The 18,288-nt window shown below is 66.4% G+C and carries 10 protein-coding genes; 4 read left to right on the plus strand and 6 right to left on the minus strand.

Annotated features, from left to right (window positions below; translation table 11 throughout):
• The first annotated feature begins 347 nt into the window (after positions 1-347).
• The 3 genes from AADX97_RS13095 to AADX97_RS13105 all read left to right on the plus strand — a co-directional run bounded on the left by AADX97_RS13095 (position 348) and on the right by AADX97_RS13105 (position 6,065).
• A complete protein-coding gene (locus AADX97_RS13095) occupies positions 348-4,217 on the plus strand; it encodes a DUF3683 domain-containing protein (RefSeq protein WP_374233757.1) in 3,870 nt (1,289 codons plus the stop codon).
• A 299-nt stretch (positions 4,218-4,516) separates the two neighbouring features.
• Positions 4,517-4,843, plus strand: a complete 327-nt coding sequence (locus AADX97_RS13100; RefSeq protein WP_374233758.1) for a cupin domain-containing protein — start codon at positions 4,517-4,519, stop codon at positions 4,841-4,843.
• Between the two features lie 10 nt (positions 4,844-4,853).
• A complete protein-coding gene (locus AADX97_RS13105) occupies positions 4,854-6,065 on the plus strand; it encodes a hypothetical protein (protein WP_374233759.1) in 1,212 nt (403 codons plus the stop codon).
• A 14-nt stretch (positions 6,066-6,079) separates the two neighbouring features.
• On the opposite strand, the gene AADX97_RS13110 is transcribed toward AADX97_RS13105, so the two are convergent.
• The 6 genes from AADX97_RS13110 to AADX97_RS13135 all read right to left on the minus strand — a co-directional run bounded on the left by AADX97_RS13110 (position 6,080) and on the right by AADX97_RS13135 (position 13,651).
• Positions 6,080-6,655 carry a hypothetical protein gene (locus AADX97_RS13110; protein ID WP_374233760.1) on the minus strand — a complete coding sequence of 192 codons (576 nt, stop codon included), beginning with the start codon at positions 6,653-6,655 and terminating at the stop codon, positions 6,080-6,082.
• A 327-nt stretch (positions 6,656-6,982) separates the two neighbouring features.
• Positions 6,983-7,774: a DUF2272 domain-containing protein gene (locus AADX97_RS13115; protein WP_374233762.1), complete on the minus strand. Its 792-nt coding sequence runs from the start codon at positions 7,772-7,774 to the stop codon at positions 6,983-6,985.
• A gap of 73 nt (positions 7,775-7,847) precedes the next feature.
• Positions 7,848-9,650 carry a hypothetical protein gene (locus AADX97_RS13120; RefSeq protein WP_374233764.1) on the minus strand — a complete coding sequence of 601 codons (1,803 nt, stop codon included), beginning with the start codon at positions 9,648-9,650 and terminating at the stop codon, positions 7,848-7,850.
• A gap of 456 nt (positions 9,651-10,106) precedes the next feature.
• The gene (locus tag AADX97_RS13125; RefSeq protein ID WP_374233765.1) at positions 10,107-10,640 is read right to left on the minus strand and encodes a transposase; all 534 of its coding nucleotides are present in this window, start codon (positions 10,638-10,640) and stop codon (positions 10,107-10,109) included.
• Between the two features lie 359 nt (positions 10,641-10,999).
• Positions 11,000-12,190, minus strand: a complete 1,191-nt coding sequence (locus AADX97_RS13130; protein ID WP_374233766.1) for a dicarboxylate/amino acid:cation symporter — start codon at positions 12,188-12,190, stop codon at positions 11,000-11,002.
• A 21-nt stretch (positions 12,191-12,211) separates the two neighbouring features.
• Positions 12,212-13,651 (minus strand): Mur ligase family protein, encoded by a 1,440-nt coding sequence (locus AADX97_RS13135; RefSeq protein ID WP_374233767.1) that lies wholly within the window; start codon positions 13,649-13,651, stop codon positions 12,212-12,214.
• A gap of 426 nt (positions 13,652-14,077) precedes the next feature.
• Between AADX97_RS13135 and purL the strand changes: the two genes are divergently transcribed.
• A complete protein-coding gene (gene purL / locus AADX97_RS13140) occupies positions 14,078-17,986 on the plus strand; it encodes a phosphoribosylformylglycinamidine synthase (protein ID WP_374233768.1) in 3,909 nt (1,302 codons plus the stop codon).
• Positions 17,987-18,288: the final 302 nt, after the last annotated feature.

Below are 18,288 nucleotides of genomic sequence, written 5' to 3' on the forward strand. Positions count from 1 at the left end.
GACCCAAGTCAATGGAAGGTCAATCGGGGGTTCCGAAGCTCCTGATCCAGTGGAGAGGTGAAGAGATTCCGAGACTGTCCGAGATCATTTTCGTTGTCGTTGTCGTTGTCGTTGTCGTGTCGATGGTCGATTACGACAACGACAACGAACGGTCTCGACATATCTGTCGTGCGGCCGGTGCGGATGCCGGTTCTGGCGTGAGCTCGTGCGGCTCGCACACCGCATCCTCGACACGCCGAAACAGCTCGATCCCGCGGGCAGCCTCGTCAACCGCATGGCCATGATCAGTGGCCTTTGCTGTACCATTTTGTGCAGTGCAAGAAACTACCGCCGATGATCGGATCGATATGACCGCCGCTGCCCCGCAACGGATCCGCGAGATCCCCTATAACTACACCTCCTTCTCCGACCGGGAGATCGTCATCCGGTTTCTCGGCGAGCCGCTGTGGCGGTTGATCGAGGAGCTGCGCGGTACCCGGCGGACCGGCCGCTCGGCGCGGATGCTCTTCGAGGTACTCGGGGACATGTGGGTGGTGACGCGCAACCCCTATCTGCAGGACGACCTGATCGACAACCCGGAGCGTCGCCGTTTGCTGATGCAGGCGCTCGCGCATCGGCTCGATCAGTTCGAGCTGCGGCTTAACGAGAACCAGCAGGCCGGCGAGCTTTTGGCTGCGGCGCGCGCGGCGGTGCAGCGCTTTGCTGAGGGGTTCGAGCAGGAGAAGGCTCAGCGCGCGCGTCTGCGCAAGGCTCTCGCCGGGATCACGCACAAGGACAACCTGGACTTCGGTGGTCTGGCGCGTGTCTCGCATGCGACGGATGCCACCGACTGGCGCGTGGAGATGCCCTTCGTGGTCATCTCGCCCGACACCGAGGCCGAGATCGCGCCGATCGTGCGGGCCTGTATCGAGTCCGGTCTGACGTTGATCCCAAGGGGCGGCGGAACGGGCTACACGGGCTCTGCGGTGCCGCTCGAGGCGATGACGGCGGTCATCAACACCGAGAAGCTCGAAGACCTCTCGGGAGTGGAGCGCATGGCGCTGCCCGGCGTCGAGGGCGTCGTGCCGACGGTGCGTTGCGGCGCCGGGGTGGTCACGCGCCGGGTGTCGGATCTGGCCGACCGGTCGGGTCTGGCTTTCGCCGTCGATCCCACCTCGCAGGATGCCTCCTGCATCGGCGGCAATGTCGCCATGAACGCGGGCGGCAAGAAGGCCGTCCTCTGGGGCACGGCGCTGGACAATTTGGCCTCCTGGCGGATGGTGACGCCCGATGCCGATTGGCTCGAGGTCGAGCGTCTGGATCACAACCTCGGCAAGATCCACGAGCAGCCGCTGGTGCGCTTTCGCATCCGACGCTTTCTGCCCGACGGGATCACGCCCAAGGGCGAGCCCGAGATCCTGGAGATGCCCGGCTCCGCTTTGCGCAAGGCCGGTCTCGGCAAGGACGTGACGGACAAGTTCCTCTCCGGTCTGCCCGGCGTTCAAAAAGAAGGCTGCGACGGGATCATCACCTCGGCGCGCTTCGTCCTGCATCGGATGCCCGATCAGGTGCGCACCGTCTGTCTGGAGTTCTTCGGGACGGATCTTGATCTGGCCGTGCCGGCGATCGTCGAGATCAAGGACTATCTCGAAGGCCTGCCGGGCGTGCAGATGGCGGGGCTCGAGCATCTCGACGAGCGCTATGTCCGCGCGGTGGACTACACCACCAAGGCCGCACGGCGCGAGCTGCCCAAGATGGTGCTGATCGCGGATCTGGTGAGCGACGACGAGGCGCTGGTCGATACGGCCGCCGCGCAAGTCGTGACACTCGCCAAGGCGCGCGACGGCGAAGGTTTCATCGCCGTCAGCCCGGAGGCGCGCAAGCGCTTCTGGCTCGACCGCGCCCGCACCGCGGCCATCTCGCGCCACACCAACGCCTTCAAGATCAACGAGGACGTGGTCATCCCGCTGGACCGGCTCGGCGACTACAGCCGCGGCATCGAGCGGATAAATATCGAGCAGTCGATCCGCAACAAGGACGCCATCATGGGGGCGGTGCTCGAGTATCTCGCCGGGGATCTTGCCCGTGATCTTGCTGGGGCCCGCGGGGAGGGCGAGTACCAGGACTCGGCCGAGGCCGTCGCCATCCTGAGCGCCAAACGCGACGCGGCACGCGAGGCGGTCCAAGCGGCGCGGCAGCGCTGGCAGATCATCTTGCGCGGTCTGGACGAGCCCGCAGTAGATCATCTGGATCGACTCGGCGAGACGGAGAAGGCCCGCATTCGCGACGGCGATTCCCTGCTCTCCATGATGCTCCGCCGCGATCTGCGTCAATCGCTGCGCGCCGAGGTGGCCGATCGACTCAACGAGATCTTCTCGGGCCAGGAACTGGCCCGAGTGCGCGAGCGCTTGACCGAGATCCACGCCCAACACCGCGACTCTCGCCTCTTCGTTGCCCTGCACATGCACGCCGGCGACGGCAACGTGCACACCAACATCCCGGTGCATTCCTCGGACTACGCCATGCTCCAGGAGGCCGACCGCCTGGTCGCGCGCATCATGGCGCTGGCGACCGATCTGGGCGGGGTCATCTCGGGCGAGCACGGCATCGGCATCACCAAGCTGCAGTTCCTCGAGCGCGAGAAGCTTGACGCCTTCGTCGCCTATAAGCAGCGCGTCGACCCGCACGGACGTTTCAATCCGGGCAAGCTGATGCCGGGCTCCGGGCTGGAAGGCGCCTACACGCCGTCGCTGCGATTGGTGCAGCAGGAGGCCATCATCCTGGAGGAGACCGAGCTCGGCGCGCTCAACGACGACGTCAAACACTGTCTGCGCTGCGGCAAGTGCAAGCCCAAATGCATGACCCATGTGCCGCGGGCGAATCTCAACTATTCGCCGCGCAACAAGATCCTGGGCACGGGCCTCATCATCGAAGCCTTCCTCTACGAGGAGCAGACCCGGCGTGGTCTCTCGCTGCGTCACTTCGAGGCCATGAACGATGTGGCGGATCACTGCACCGTCTGTCACAAGTGTCTGAATCCCTGCCCGGTGAACATCGACTTCGGCGATGTCACCATGCGGATGCGGCGCATCCTGGTCGATCGCGGCCAAAAGCGCTTCAACGCCGGCTCCTGGGCGGCGATGCAGTTCCTGAATGTCACGGACCCGCGTGCCGTGCGACTGCTCCGCAAGGGTCTGGCACAGTGGGGGTTTGCGGGGATGAACCTCGGCCATCGCGTCGCCAAGGCGCTGGGGCTGACCGCGCAGCGCACGGCCAGACCGGGTGCGACCAGTCATCGTCCGGCGCTGGCCAGCCAGGTGGTGGATCTGGTCAGCCGCCCGATCCGGGTCGAGCTGCCCAAGCGGACCTTCCGCCAGATCCTGGGGCTCGAGGACAAGACCCAGGTGCCGATCCTGCGCGACCCGCGGGTGGCGGCCGAGGATGCGGAGGCGGTCTTCTACTTCCCGGGCTGCGGCTCGGAGCGGCTCTTCTCGGATGTCGGGCTTGCCACACTCGCGATGCTCTACGAGCAGGGCGCCCAGACCGTGCTGCCGCCCGGCTATCTCTGCTGCGGCTATCCGCAGCGCTCGGCCGGGCTTGAAGACCGAGGACGCCAGATCACGATGGAGAACCGCGTGCTCTTCCATCGGGTCGCCAATACGCTCAATTACATGGATATCCGCACTGTCGTCGTCTCCTGCGGGACCTGTATGGATCAACTGCTCAAATATGAGTTCGAGCGCATCTTCCCCGGCTGCCGTCTGCTCGACATCCACGAATGGCTGATGGAGAAGGGCGTCAGTCTGGACGGTGTGGAAGGGGTTCAGTATCTCTACCACGATCCCTGTCACTCGCCGATGAAGACCCATGCGCCGCTCAAGGTCGCGGCGAGTCTGATCGGCCAGCCGGTGATGCTCTCGGATCGCTGCTGCGGCGAGGCAGGCACGCTCGGGACCTCGCGGCCGGATATCGCCAACCAGGTGCGGTTCCGCAAGCAGGAGGAGTTGACCGCAGGCATTCAGGCGCTCACCGGGCAGGACGTGGTCCGCGCCGGCGAGGTCAAGCTGTTGACCGCCTGTCCCGCCTGCCAGCAGGGTCTGGCCAAATACACCGACGACACGGGTCTGAAGACCGACTATATCGTGGTCGAGATGGCCGACCGCATGCTGGGCGAGGGCTGGCAGCAGCGGTTCTTGGATCGGGTGCAGGACGGCGGGATCGAACGCGTCTTGTTGTAAGGCTGCACCGTGCTCATAGGATGACCGCCGTAGGTTGTGCTGACGTCAGGAAGCACAACCCGCTCCGTCGGTGGGTTGTGCCTCGCGATGCTCGGCACAACCGACGCGCGGCGCATTGGAGCAGCAAGAGCGAGAATCATCGTCGTCGGGAACAAGATCGCCACGACCGCCGTAGGTTGTGCTGACGTCAGGAAGCACAACCCGCTCCGTCGGTGGGTTGTGCCCCGCGATGCTCGGCACAACCGACGTGCGACGCGTCAAGGCTTCAGGAGCAAGAATCGTTGTCGTCCGGTGCACCCATGAGCGGTAATTTGTTGAACGGTTTACCGGAGATCGACCGTGGCGAGGCGTTCGAGGAGCTGGCGCGCTGCAGGAATGTTCGGATCGAGCGCATCCTGAGCAGCGCCGAGCCGGACGCGGTGCTTTACGACCAGGTCCAGGACGAATGGGTCTGCCTGCTGCAGGGCGAGGCGGAGCTTTGGATCGACGGAGAGACGATCACCTTGCGGACCGGCGACTATCGGTTCATCCCGGCGGGGACGCCGCATCGAGTCGTCAAGACCTCGACCGAGCCCCGTTGCCTTTGGTTGGCGGTCCATATCCACGGCCAATCCACCAACACCTGACGGCGATTTGATGGACACGGCACACAACGCGATCCCGGATCACACACTGCGACCCCTCGTCGATCGCCTGCTCCTCGAGCAGGGGCGGCTCGATCCGCTCGAGCTCCTGCTTGCGGCCGATCTGCTCGGCTACGAGGATTATGTTGCCTGGCGAACCGGCCATCGCTCGGAGCTGCAGGGCGCGCTCCGTGCCGCACCGGAGGCGGTTGCGGGCTTTCTGGACGAGGCAGGCGCCTATGCCCGCGGACAAAAGCTCATGGCCGTCGCGCTTGAGCACACGGCTTGGGGTGATCGGGAGCACCCTTTGTCCATCGGTCCGCATGCGGGGCTGAGCCGTGCCTGCGCGCTCGCCCATGCGCCGCCCCCGGAGCGTTGCCAACTGGATCTGTTCCAGGACAGCACCGCGACGCTGCTCGAGGAGGATGTCCGCACAGCCCTGGTCGAGCACCGCACCGATCGCGCACGCGATCAGGTCGCCCGATTGATGCATCACGAGCCGCGGCATCCGCGACTCGGCGGCTTTCTACGGCTGATCCAAACCATCGACGATGCCGATGCGAGCGGGCGCGCCGGGCGTGTCGAGGAGCGATGGCGCGAGCTCGAAGAGGTCGGACCCTTGGCCGGACAGCTGCTGGGCCATCGGGCACGCGATTTCCTCGGGACCCTGTGGGCGGCGCTTGCAGAGCGACTGGCCGGCCGTCCCTTCGACCTGGGCTCGGGTGAATTCCACGCGGCAATCGCCTGGACTCGTGCAGGGCGCTGGGAGCGCGCGCGGGAGGCGATCGAGGCCGAGCCCGACTGGCTTGATCACCCGGTGCTGGTCCTCGTCCATGCCGATGCCTGCTGGCGCGGCCGCGATCCGTTTGGCGCGCGCCGAGACTGGTTGTGGCTCTGCCGGGAGCAACCATCGACGGCCGAGCGCGCCTTACAGGACCCGTCTTTTCCGGATCGTCGCTTGGCCGATCTTTGGTCCGCGTTCGGCGATCTCGATCTTGACGAGGAGTTGGCGACCGAAGATTTTCCGGCGTGGCTCCTGCTGCAGGATCCGGGCGCCTTTGCGGTGCTCCCGCGGAGCGAGACGTCTTCCGACGATCGCGACACGGCGTATCGGCTCCTGCATGGGTTGGTGACCGGCGAAGACACGATCGACCGGCGCCGCGCGTTGGGCGAGATCCATCCGGATTTGCTGCGGCAGTTTCTGGTGTCTCGACATTGCCGGTGAGGCGGCAGGTATGACTATGGGCACGGCGCAAAGAAGGCGTTGCTCATGGCCTCCTCGCACTGTTTACCGCTCCCGGTGAGGAAGTTCGGATCGGCGCCTTTGAGCCACTCCTCCTGCTCCATCTCCCGTAGCTGGCGTGCGGCCTCGCAAGCGGATTCGCTCCAACATGTGCGGGCGGCGCCGCAAACCCGGAGCACTAACTGCTCGCAGGGGGAAGCGCCCGTGATGCGCTCGCCGGTTGGCTGCTGAGTGACGCCTTCGTTGGCTTCGACCGCTTCGGCATCGGATGTCGCCGACTCGCTCGGCGCGCCGCTTGGCGCCAACATGTCGGTGGTCGGGACGACCCGGCCGCCTTCGATGCGGATGACCGAGCCGTCCTCGAGTCGGTGCACGCCGTCCCAGAGTTGGGTCCGGCGACCGTCCTGATCGAGGATCGGGCGGTTGGTGCGCGGATCGACCTCGACCTGACCGCCGCTTTGCAGGGGTGCGGTCCAGGGCTCGACGGCGTGGGCGTGGACGGCACAGAGCAGCAAGGTCGCCAGAAGCGCGCCGAGGCTTGACGGCAGTGGCTGTCTTTCGGTGTTGTGCATGGTCACCTCCGCTGACCTGGTAAGGAACGATTCAAAACCATATGAATAGATAGGGCAAGCGCAGTGTGCCCAACGGCTCCCTATGATGCCGGGGCGGGTTGGGCACGCTGCGCTTTGCCCAACCTACGGCTACGGCTGAGGGTTAGGCACGCTGCGCTTTGCCCAACCTACGGTTACGGCTGAGGGTTGGGCACGCTGCGCTTTGCCCAACCTACGGTTACGGCTGAGGGTTGGGCACGCTGCGCTTTGCCCAACCTACGACTACGGCTGAGGGTTTGGCGCGCTGTGCTTTGCTCAACCTACGGCGGAGTGTCGTGCCGCGCGACCTCAGAGCCGATTCTCCATGACCAGAAACCAAGGCCGGCGCGGCAGGGGTTTGAGCCGTCCTTGGGCGTCGAGCTCGACGATGCTTTTGGAGACCGAGTTGCGGACGTTCCCGCCGATGACCTCGAGCGTTTGGCCGTTCTTTCCGACCACCAGATCGCAGTGGGTCTCCGCCCCCTGGAGCATCCTGGCGCTGATGTAGCCGTCGACCGGACGCACCGGCGTGCGGCCTCGCGGTGCGCAGACGAGGTCGCCCGGCCGGGGACTGTAATCCTGAATCCGCCGAGGGACGAAGTAGCGACCCGGATAGCTGGCATCCTCGACCATGGTGGCAAGGTAGACCCAGTGGGCAATCGCCGGGCGGAACTGGCTCGTCGGCACACCCGCGCTCTGCATCACCCAGCTGATGAAGGCGGCTGACCAGGGTTGCCGGCAGTCCAGACCGTCGAGCGTCGGCTTGTTGACCGCGCGCCAGTAGAGGTTGACCCGACTGACATGGGTGTAGTCGTCCTCCCAAGCGCCGACGTGGGGGATGCTCTCCTCGGCGCCCCTGAAGACGACGACCTGCCGATCGAAGTGCTCCCATTCGCGGGTTGCACGCTGGATCATCGCCTGTTTAAGCCCTGGGTTTGGCGCGGGCGCCTGGCCGATGGGGCGTCCGGCCCAGGTCCCGGGCGCTTCGCCGGGCCGCGGGCCCGGGGCTCCGCAGGCGACCAGCGTCAGGCAGAGCGCGACACCGGCTATGCGGAGCAGTGCCTGCTCGGCTCGGCGCGGCACGGAGGGACAACTCGGCATGGGACGGACTCCGTATTGGCGCAGCCGGGCGTTGGTGTCGGGTGCGTATGATCGGCCGACGACGAATCTTGCGCTACCGCGGCGGGCGGACCGTCTCGCGGAACCAGGGACGATACTCCTCCATGCGCGCACGCTGGTCCGCCGGTGCCCGACGGCGACAGGTCGCTTCATCCGGGGAGCCCGGGGATGCACCCCAGCGCCGCTCCACGCAGTCGTTGGGGTTGTAGGCGATCTCGAGCTCGGCGCGGCGGCTGTAGATGTCCCCGAGACTCAGCCGCCAAGGCGTGCCGTCGCTGCGGGTGTAGGTGACGAATCGCTCGTCCATCCGTTGCGCGTTGAGCCGCTCGATGCGTGCGGCGGCATCGCTCGGGGAGCGGCCCTGCAGGACGAAGAGCTCCGGATAGCGACGGATGCGCTCGGGCAGCTCCGCGAGCACCTTCATGGCGATCAGCAGGCGCATGTCGCGCGACGGGGTGGCGTAATCCTCCCAGGGCCCTGTGGTCTCGAAGATGGCCGGTCCGCTCGGCATCGGGATGATGGCGCCTGGACGGCTGCGCACGTAGGCCTCGCCGTTCTCGACCGAGGTCACGCGTGTTTCGAGCTGCTCCATCAAGGCGTCCAGTGTCGCGGCATAGGCGACCTCGGGCTCGAGACCCCGCGGGTTGATGAGCTGCTGCATGCGGGCGTAGAAATCCGCGGGCGAAAGTGCCGCTTGCTCGAGTGAGAAGGGCGGCAGACCGGATCGCCCGTCGAGTGCGCTGTTGGGCGGTTGGCGCACGGCGCCGCCGGTTTGAACCACCGGCCGGAACGCCTTGAAGCCCGGACCCGCGCTCGGGGTTTGGGCGAACAGGAAGGTGCCCTCCCAGAAGCGCTTGCGGGTCACCGAGTTGTCCGGCTGGGCGTCGACCGCGAGCAGGAGACCGCTCTCCCGCCCCTGCTGGGGCAGCCATTTCACGATCACCATGATGTGACCATAGGGGTCGGCGAAGATGGTCCCGGGCCAGAGTGTCGCGCGATCGAGCGCGACGGGATAGACATCGGTCGCATCGTCGCGCAGGGCGGTGCGTGCGCTGCCCGAATGCACCGTGTTCATCATCTTTCGGCTGGCCTCGGCGAAGACCTCGGCGGATGCCCCCTGGTCCACGGAAGCGCCCACGAAGCGCGTCTCGGCGACGGGCGCCTGACAGGTCGGCGGGCTAGTCCGACTCCCGCGCGTGCAGGGTCGGTAGGCGATCGGCAGGCCGAGCTTCCAGGCGAAATAGGTCCGCAGGAAGTAGGGCAGGTCGGCGCAGTCCGGCTCGGCGGGGAGCCGGCTGTCCTCGCCGTCGCCGAGATAGTTGAAGAGCAGGTTGCGCGCGGGGTCGCGCAGCACCGGGCCAAGCGAGTCGAAGCTCAGCGACTGCTCGGGCGGGGCATCGAAGAGGTGCTCGATCCAGGCCGAGTAGAAGGCCTCCGTCGCCAGGTCCCACTCGCCGCTCCCGCGGTCGCCGGCGCCTCCGCCGACCGTCACCTCATGGCAGCCCGCGATACGCCCCGAGCGGGTGGTCTCGATTCGATAGGTCCCGGCGACCGGGCGAAATTGAGTCCCGTAGAGACTCCAGGGCGGTCCGCCGGCGCGAGCGGTGCGCAGGCTGGTCCGGCGGCCGGCGGGGTCCGTGATCAGCACCTCGTCGAGATCCGCGTCGGTGGCGACCGCAATGATCTCGAGCGGCGCGCCAGGGCTCGGTTGCAGCGGCGCGGTCCAGATCCGCACCTCCTCGCCTTGTCGGCACGCGTCCGCGGCTCGCGCCGTGTCGGGGAGCATGACCCCGATCGGGGAGAGACCGAGTAAGGTCAACAAGGCGATCGAAGTTTGGATGGCGCGAGGAGTCGACATGGACACTAACCCGGACCGGCGCAAGGTGTGTCGAGTCTATCCCGAGCGGGCCGCCGATGGGAGATATCCGGCATGCCCGAGCTCTTGTACTCCCGAGGTTGTGCCGAGCGGTCGCGAGGCACAACAGATTCCGTAGGTTGTGCCGAGCGGTCGCGAGGCACAACAGGTTCCGTAGGTTGTGCCGAGCGGTCGCGAGGCACAACAGGTTCCGTAGGTTGTGCCGAGCGGTCGCGAGGCACAACAGATTCCGTAGGTTGTGCCGAGCGGCAGCGAGGCACAACCAACCGAGCGTGGAGTTTGTGCTTCCTATCGTCAGCACAACCTACGTGCGATCGTCGCCATGACCTCGATTCCGGCTCAACCGTAGCGGCCATTCCCCAATCCGCCCGTAGGTTGTGCCGAGCGGAAGCGAGGCACAACCCACCGGCGCGCAAGGAGGATGAGGGTCCCCCGTCATCACTCTCCGGCGTCGATTTCGAAGAATTCGGTATCTCCAATCCCCCAGTCGGGAGAATAGATCTCCGCTTGGACGAAGCGGCTGAAACTCGAATACGGCCAGTCACCTGCACGGCCGACAAGCCCGTGCTTGACCGGGTTCCAATGGATGTAATCGCAATGTCGCGCATAATCGTCCTCATCGCGGATGCGATGCTCCCAATAGCGCCGCTGCCAGACCAAGCGCTCGCGGCGCTCGACCTTATCGCGCGAAGGTTTCGCCTCCGAGGGCAGCGCCCGCGTGAACCCGCCCTTGATCAGATTCCAGCGACCGGCGAAATCGGCGTCGCCCTCGGGCAGTGTCCAGAGACAATGCAGATGGTCCGGCAGAACGACGATGGCATCGATTCGGAACGGATGGGCGGCTTTGACCCGGGCGAAGATCGAGCGCAGTCGGTCGACGTTGTCCGGTTGCGTGAACAGCGAGCGTCGACCTTGAGTGACGAGGGTGAAGAAATAGGTGGCACCGGGTGTGCGGTCGCGACGGTAGCGCATCGTGCCGATCCTTCGTGTGGGCGGGTGCGTACACTTTACGGATATTTTGGTCGCAACGCACGCCGCTCAAGCAAGCCGATCACGCCGGGTGGGCGGAACGGGAGGGAGGCACAACCAGCCGGGGAGGGTGCAGGTTGTGCTTCCTATCGTCAGCACAACCTACGTCCGAGGCCGCAGCCCGTAGGTTGTGCCGAGCGGTCGCGAGGCACAACCAGCCGGGGAGGGTGCAGGTTGTGCTTCCTATCGTCAGCACAACCTACGTCCGAGGCCGCAGCCCGTAGGTTGTGCCGAGCGGTCGCGAGGCACAACCAACCGAGTTTGCAGGTTGGATTCCGATCGTCAACACAACCAACCGCAGGTCAGCCTCGCCGCAGATCGCGGTCCACCAGGGCTGCGACCACCAGATCGCCCCAGACGTTGACGGCGGTGATGGGATAGTCGAAGAAACGGTCGACGACGAGATAGAGGGCGAGGTAGGTCTGCGGCAGGCCGAGTAGGTCGAGCATGAAGGCCATCAGGGCGATGCCGCCTCCGGGTATGCCGGCGGTGCCGGCGGAGGAGGCCATGGTGAGCAGGACGATGAAGAGTGCCTGCGCGGGACTGAGATCGACCCCGGCGAGCTGGGACATGAAGATGAGCAGGATCGACTGGTAGAGGGCGGAGCCGTCCATGTTGAGCGTGGCGCCCAGGGGCAGGCTGAAGGCGGTGACCCGCTCGCTGACGCCGTTGGCCTCCAAGGCCTGCTTTGAGACCGGATAGGTCGCGGCGCTCGATGCGGTGGATAAAGCGGTCAGGAGCGGTGCACGACAGGCGGCGACGAAACGCCAAGGTGAAGACCCCGTGCGCACCCTAAACAGGGTTGGCAGAAAGACCCCTGCATGCAGCACGGCCGCCAGCGCCACCGCCCACACGAAGGCGTGTAGCTGGAAGACCTCGGCCCAATCCATCCCGGCGAGTCCGTCGTAGATCAGCGCCGCGATCCCGACGGGCGCCAGCGCCAAAACCCCGCGCAGAACCTGCATCAGCAGGGCGTCCGTGGCGCGTGCACCGGCGAGCAGGGTCTCGCGCTGATCACCTGCGATCCGCCGCGAGGCAATCGCCAGCACGATGGCGACGAAGACGATGTGCAGGATGTTCCCGTCGGCGAGCGAGGCGAAGAGATTGCTCGGGACGAGGCTTGCGACCAGATGCTCGACGCTGAAGCTCGCCGCGCCAGGCTCGACCTGCTCGAGCTGGAGCAGCCCCGCCGGAAGATCGCGCGAGAGCGCGAGTCCGATCAGCGTCCCCAGCCCGGCGGCGACCGCGGAGGTCGACACGTAATAGAGCAGGGTCCGTCCGCCGATCCTCCGCAGCTCGCGCCCGCCCGAGAGCGAGGCATAGATGGAGACCAGGATCAGCGGCAGGATTAGGAGCTTGAGGATGGAGATGAAGATCTGCCCGATCCAGGCCACGTAGGGCGCGCCGTCCGGGACCAGCAGCGCGAGCGCGATGCCGAGCAGCAGACCGACGGGGACCGAGTAGAGTCGGCGCAAGGGCACAGTAATCGGCATGTCGATCCTCGGTGACCTGCGTTAGACCCAGCCGAGCCGTATCAGGTTGCGCTCGATCTCGTCTTGATCGCTGTAGGGCGTCTTGTGGCCTTTGGCGTCGAGATAGCGCTCGTGACCCTTGCCGGCGATCAGAGCCACCCAGGGCTCGTCCTGCGGCCGCTCGGCCAGGAAGTCGAGCAGGCGCGCGATCGCGAGCGGCCGGTCGACCTCCACCTCGCGCCCCGCCTCGGGCATGCCCGTCAGGATGTCCGCGATGATGCGCTCGGGGTCCTCGTAGCGTGGATTGTCCGAGGTCACGATCGTGTGGTCCGAATGACGCGCGACCGCGGCGCCCATGAGCGGGCGCTTGAAACGGTCGCGATCGCCCCCGCAGCCGAACAGGGTTGCGACCCGCGCAGGGGGAAAGGCATCGCGGATCGCGGTCAGGATGGTCTCGAGTGCGTCCGGTGTGTGGGCGAAGTCGACCACCAGGGTGCGGTTGCCGACGACGCGACACTCGAAGCGTCCGTCCACCGCGCTCAGGTGCCGCCAGTCCTCGCGCGCACCCGCTCCCAAGACCCCGTCCGCCAAGGCGACGGCGAGGGCATAGTTCCGACGGTTGTGCGCCAGCGCGAGGAAGGGCTTGGCAGCGAGCGCCTCGGCTCCGAGCGTCGCGGCAGGCAGGACTTCGACGGGAGCCCGCGGCTGGCCATTCTCCGACAGCCGTTCGGCGACATCCGGACTGGTCGTGTAGAGACGGCCACCGTCCGCGATCATGTCCAGGATGCGCGCCTTGGCCGCGAAATAGGCCGCCTCGCCGCCATGATAGTCCAGATGGTCCAGCGTGAAGTTGGTCCAGGCGGCGTTCTGCAGCGGGATGCCGTGTGCACGGCCTTGATCCAGGGCATGGCTGCTGACCTCCATCGCGACCACCGCGTAACGGTCGCGATAGGCGTGCAGCAGACGGCGCAGCTCGATGAGAGGCGGGGAGGTGAATCCGGTCTGGGCCAGTGGCTCGCCCGCCAAGGAGAGACCGAGCGTCCCGACCGAGAGGACCGGCCGGCCATGCGCCGAGAGGATCGCCTCCAGATACTTGACCGTCGTGGTCTTGCCGTTGGTGCCGGTAACGCCCAGAAAGACCGTGCCGTCGGTGTCCAGCGGATAGAAGCGGTCGCAGAAACGGCCGACGACCTCGGCCCAATCGCCGGGATGCGTGACATAGATACCCTTGCCCTGCAGCCGCTCGACACCCTCGATCATGCGGTTGGTGACCAGTACGGCGCAGGCGCTGTCGGCCAGATAGCGCTCGATGATCTCGGCGTCCGTGCGCCCGTCGTCGAAGCGCTGGAAGAAGAGGATCGAGCCGGCATTGCAGGCGTTTGCGCGCCATTGGATGTTGTCCAAGGTGCCGGGCTTGGCCGGCTCGCGCCGCCAGGCGAAATCGAGCGTGGACAGGAGATCGGAAAGGGCGTGATTCGGCATGGGGTTCGGATCTGATGCACGGAGGGTCGGAGTGATACTTTACGCCCTTGCCACCGATCAGTTAACGCCAGGCGACCAGGTTCCAGCTCGAAATGTCTCTCACGCAGACACGGAAGGCACGGATAATCCGAGATCTTTCCGGCGTCCGCTCGGTGTCTCCGTGTCTCCGTGAGAGATTTTGAAATTCACCAGTGCTCAGACTTTACCCCCAACCCCTGTGGCCACTCGTGTGGATAAGCTGTTCGCGCGTGCCTTAACCCGCGGGTGGCTCACGGCGGATTCGCAGCCGGTCAAGGATTGCCCGCCTGTGGTCATTCGGCGTCGATCGCCGCGTCGAGCCGAGGGTGAGCGCCCGCTCCTCCGAGCCCCGGCCTCGGATCTCAAGTATCATGTCGGATCAAGAGCCCGAACCCAGAGTCATGTCCCATGCTCGTCCTCCGTGGTGCGCCCGCCCTTTCCGCGTTTCGTCTTCAGAAGCTTACCGGCAGGCTGCGCGAGCAGATCGGCGTGCCGATCGAGGTCTATGCGGAGTATGTCCACTTCGCCGATCTCGCGGGTGAGTTGGCCGAGGAGCAGCGCGGGATCCTGGAGCGGCTCCTGCGCTACGGTCCTGCCTTGCCGAGTCATGCGCCGGTCGGCCGGCTCATTCTGGTCGTGCCGCGGCCGGGCACCATCTCGCCTTGGTCGTCCAAGGCGACCGACATCGCGCACAACTGCGGACTCGTGGGCCTTGAGCGACTGGAGCGCGGCACCGCCTACTATCTGCTGACAGCGGACGGCGGCGCGCTCGACGCGGCAACGGTCGAGCAGGCCGCCGTATTTCTGCACGACCGCATGACCCAGATCGCGCTCTTCGACCTAGCCGATGCCGAGCGATTGTTTGTGCACGCCGAGCCGCGTCCGGTGCGCCGGGTCGCGCTCGGTGCGGACCCCGAGGCGGCGCTCGCTCAAGCGAACCGCGAGCTGGGCCTCGCGCTCTCGTCCGACGAGATCGCCTATCTCGCCGGCAGCTTCGAGGCGCTCGAGCGTGATCCGACCGATGTCGAGTTAATGATGTTCGCGCAGGCCAACTCGGAGCATTGTCGGCACAAGATCTTCAACGCCCGCTGGGACATCGACGGCGAGCCGCAGACGCACTCGCTCTTTCAGATGATCCGGCATACGACGGACGTCTCCCCCGAGGGCGTGCTCTCCGCCTACAAGGACAATGCCGCCGTCATTGAGGGCTGGGACGGGCGCCGCTTCCTTCCCGACCCCGTGACCGGCATCTACGGCGAACACGAGGAGCCCATCGCGATCCTCATGAAGGTGGAGACCCACAACCACCCGACCGCGATCGCGCCGGATCCGGGAGCGGCGACCGGCGCGGGCGGGGAGATCCGCGACGAAGGGGCGACCGGGCGGGGCGCCAAGCCCAAGGCCGGTCTCTGCGGCTTCTCGGTCTCGGACCTGCGCATCCCCGGTTTCAGCCAGCCTTGGGAGCCGCCCGAGGCCGACTACCACGGCAAGCCCGGGCGGATCGTCTCCGCACTCGACATCATGCTCGAAGGGCCGATCGGCGCCGCCGCCTTCAACAACGAGTTCGGCAGACCCAACCTGACCGGCTATTTCCGTACCTTCGAGCAGGCTATCCCCGGACCGAACGGCGCGACCGAGCTGCGCGGCTACCACAAACCCATCATGCTCGCCGGCGGCATCGGCAATATCCGCTCCGAGCATGTCGCCAAGGACAGCTTCCCGGTCGGCACGCCGCTGATCGTGATCGGAGGCCCGGCGATGCTGATCGGACTCGGCGGCGGGGCGGCCTCGAGCATGGCCTCCGGCGCCTCGGCCGAGGACCTGGACTTCGCCTCGGTGCAGCGCGCCAACCCGGAGATGCAGCGCCGCTGCCAAGAGGTCATCGACCGCTGTTGGGCACTCGGCGAGGACAATCCCATCCTCTTCATCCACGACGTCGGCGCCGGCGGTCTGGCCAACGCGCTGCCCGAGCTGGTCCATGACGCCGGTCGCGGCGGACGCTTCGAGCTGCGCGCGGTCCCCAACGCCGATCCGGGCATGTCGCCGATGGAGATCTGGTGCAACGAGTCGCAGGAGCGCTACGTCTTGGCCGTCGCGGCCGAGCGGCTGGCGCAGTTCGAGGCGATCTGCGCGCGCGAGCGCTGTCCGCATGCCGTCGTGGGGACCGCGACCGCGGATCAGCATCTGATGCTCGGCGACGCGCAGTTTGCCGACACCCCGATCGACATGCCCATGTCGCTTCTCTTCGGCAAGCCGCCCAAGATGGAGCGGGATGCCGTCTCCGGACAGTCGCCGCGTGCGCCGCTGCGTACCGCCGAGATCGATCTGCGCGAGGCGCTCGATCGCGTGCTGCGTCTGCCGGGCGTCGCCGACAAGTCCTTCCTCGTCACCATCGGCGATCGCAGCATCACCGGTCAGGTCGCGCGCGATCAGATGGTCGGCCCCTGGCAGATCCCGGTTGCCGACTGCGCCGTGACCATCAGCGACTATCGCGGCGTCACCGGCGAGGCCATGGCCATCGGCGAGCGCACGCCACTCGCCCTGCTCGATGCCCCGGCCTCCGGACGCATGGCCGTCGGCGAGGCCATTACCAACCTCGCAGCGGCGCGGATCGAGTCGATCGGCGATATCAAGCTCTCGGCCAACTGGATGGCCGCCACTGGCGATCCGCGCGAGGACGCCCGACTCTACGCGACGGTGCGCGCCGTTGGGCTGGAGCTTTGCCCGGCGCTCGGGATTGCCATCCCGGTCGGCAAGGACTCGATGAGCATGAAGACGGTCTGGGAGGGTGCCGCGGGTGTGCGGCACGCGATGTCTGCGCCCTTGTCGCTGATCGTCTCGGCCTTTGCCCCGGTGCTCGACGTGCGCGCGACGCTCACGCCGCAACTGCGGACCGATCAGGGCGATACCGACCTCATCCTCATTGATTTGGGGCAGGGCCGAAACCGTCTCGGCGGGTCCGCGCTCGCGCAGGTCTACGGTCAGCTCGGCGATGTCGGGCCGGACCTGGATGCCCCGGACCTACTCAAGCGCTTCTTCGCCGCCATCCAGGAGCTTCAGGGCGAGGAGCTGATTCTCGCCTACCACGATCGCTCCGACGGCGGCCTCATCACCACGCTCTGCGAGATGGCCTTCGCCGGCCGTTGCGGGGTCGACGTGGACCTGGCGGCGGTCGACCCCGATGACCTCTCGGCCCTCTTCAGCGAGGAGCTGGGCGCTGTGATCCAGGTGTGCCACACCGATACGGACGACGTGCTGCAAATCCTGGAATATCACGGCCTAGCCGAGTACAGCCCGGTGATCGGCATGCTCGACGACAGCGATGAGATCCGCGTCTGTCGCCGCTGCCGTCCGCTCTTCGCGGCGAGTCGAACCGAGCTCCAACAGGTCTGGTCCGAGACCAGTTTCCGGATGCAATCCCTGCGCGACAACCCCGAGTGTGCGGCCGAGGCTTATGAACGCATCGCCGAGCCGGACCCGGGCCTGTATGCTGAGCTGACCTTCGATCCGGACGACGACTCAACCGCGCCCTATGTCGAGCGCGGCGCGCGTCCGCCGATCGCCATCTTGCGCGAGCAGGGCGTGAACGGTCAGGTCGAGATGGCCGCGGCCTTCCATGCGGCAGGCTTCGAGTGTGTGGACGTGCATCTGTCCGACATCATGGCCGGGCGCGTCGACCTCGGGCGCTTCCGCGGACTTGCCGCCTGCGGAGGCTTCTCCTACGGCGACGTTCTCGGGGCAGGGGAGGGCTGGGCCAAGTCGATCCTCTTCAACCCGCGCGCACGCGATCAGTTCCAAGCCTTCTTCGAGCGCCGCGACACCTTCGCGCTCGGTATCTGCAACGGATGCCAGATGCTCTCCAACCTGCGCGAGCTGATCCCGGGTGCGGACCACTGGCCCCATTTCGTGCGCAATCGTTCCGAGCAGTTCGAGGCGCGCACCCTGATGATCGAGGTCCGGGAGACGCCATCGGTCCTACTCGCCGGGATGGCCGGCTCACGCATGCCGATCGCGGTAGCGCACGGCGAAGGCCGGGCCGAGTTCCGCGATGCCGAGCATCTCGCCGCGGCGCGCGCCAGTGTGGCCACGCGCTACATCGAGAACGACGGCCGGGTCGCCGAGCGCTATCCCGCCAACCCCAACGGCTCCCCCGAGGGCATCGCCGGCCTGACGACGCTCGACGGACGCGTCACCATCATGATGCCCCATCCCGAGCGCGTCTTTCGGTCCGTTCAGAATTCGTGGCACCCGGATGAATGGGGCATGGACGGCCCTTGGATGCGTCTGTTCCGCAATGCGCGCGTGTGGGTGGATTAAGGCAACCAACCAACCGTCGGCGCACGTTGTGCTTCCTGGCGTCAGCACAACCTACGGATTTGCAAGGGCCGTAGGTTGTGCCGAGCCGTGCGAGGCACAACCAACCGCCGGCGCACGTTGTGCTTCCTGTCGTCAGCACAACCTACGGATTTACAAGGGCCGTAGGTTGTGCCGAGCCGTGCGAGGCACAACCAACCGCCGGCGCAAGTTGTGCTTCCTGTCGTCAGCACAATCTCCGCGCCATGTGCGCTCGTTATAGAGTCGTAGGTTGTGCCGAGCCCCGCGAGGCACAACCCACCGTC

It is taken from the genome of Thiocapsa sp. C2-2m, assembly GCF_041903745.1.
GTDB classification, from domain to species: Bacteria; Pseudomonadota; Gammaproteobacteria; order Chromatiales; family Chromatiaceae; genus Thiocapsa; species Thiocapsa roseilacustris.

Coding starts and splice junctions, on each gene's coding strand:
- AADX97_RS13115 (WP_374233762.1), bottom strand. CDS start 7,774: ATGCCGAGTTGTCCCTCCGTGCCGCGCCGAGCCGAGCAGGCACTGCTC.
- purL (WP_374233768.1), top strand. CDS start 14,078: ATGCTCGTCCTCCGTGGTGCGCCCGCCCTTTCCGCGTTTCGTCTTCAG.
- AADX97_RS13130 (WP_374233766.1), bottom strand. CDS start 12,190: ATGCCGATTACTGTGCCCTTGCGCCGACTCTACTCGGTCCCCGTCGGT.
- AADX97_RS13125 (WP_374233765.1), bottom strand. CDS start 10,640: ATGCGCTACCGTCGCGACCGCACACCCGGTGCCACCTATTTCTTCACC.
- AADX97_RS13120 (WP_374233764.1), bottom strand. CDS start 9,650: ATGTCGACTCCTCGCGCCATCCAAACTTCGATCGCCTTGTTGACCTTA.
- AADX97_RS13110 (WP_374233760.1), bottom strand. CDS start 6,655: ATGCACAACACCGAAAGACAGCCACTGCCGTCAAGCCTCGGCGCGCTT.
- AADX97_RS13095 (WP_374233757.1), top strand. CDS start 348: ATGACCGCCGCTGCCCCGCAACGGATCCGCGAGATCCCCTATAACTAC.
- AADX97_RS13100 (WP_374233758.1), top strand. CDS start 4,517: ATGAGCGGTAATTTGTTGAACGGTTTACCGGAGATCGACCGTGGCGAG.
- AADX97_RS13105 (WP_374233759.1), top strand. CDS start 4,854: ATGGACACGGCACACAACGCGATCCCGGATCACACACTGCGACCCCTC.
- AADX97_RS13135 (WP_374233767.1), bottom strand. CDS start 13,651: ATGCCGAATCACGCCCTTTCCGATCTCCTGTCCACGCTCGATTTCGCC.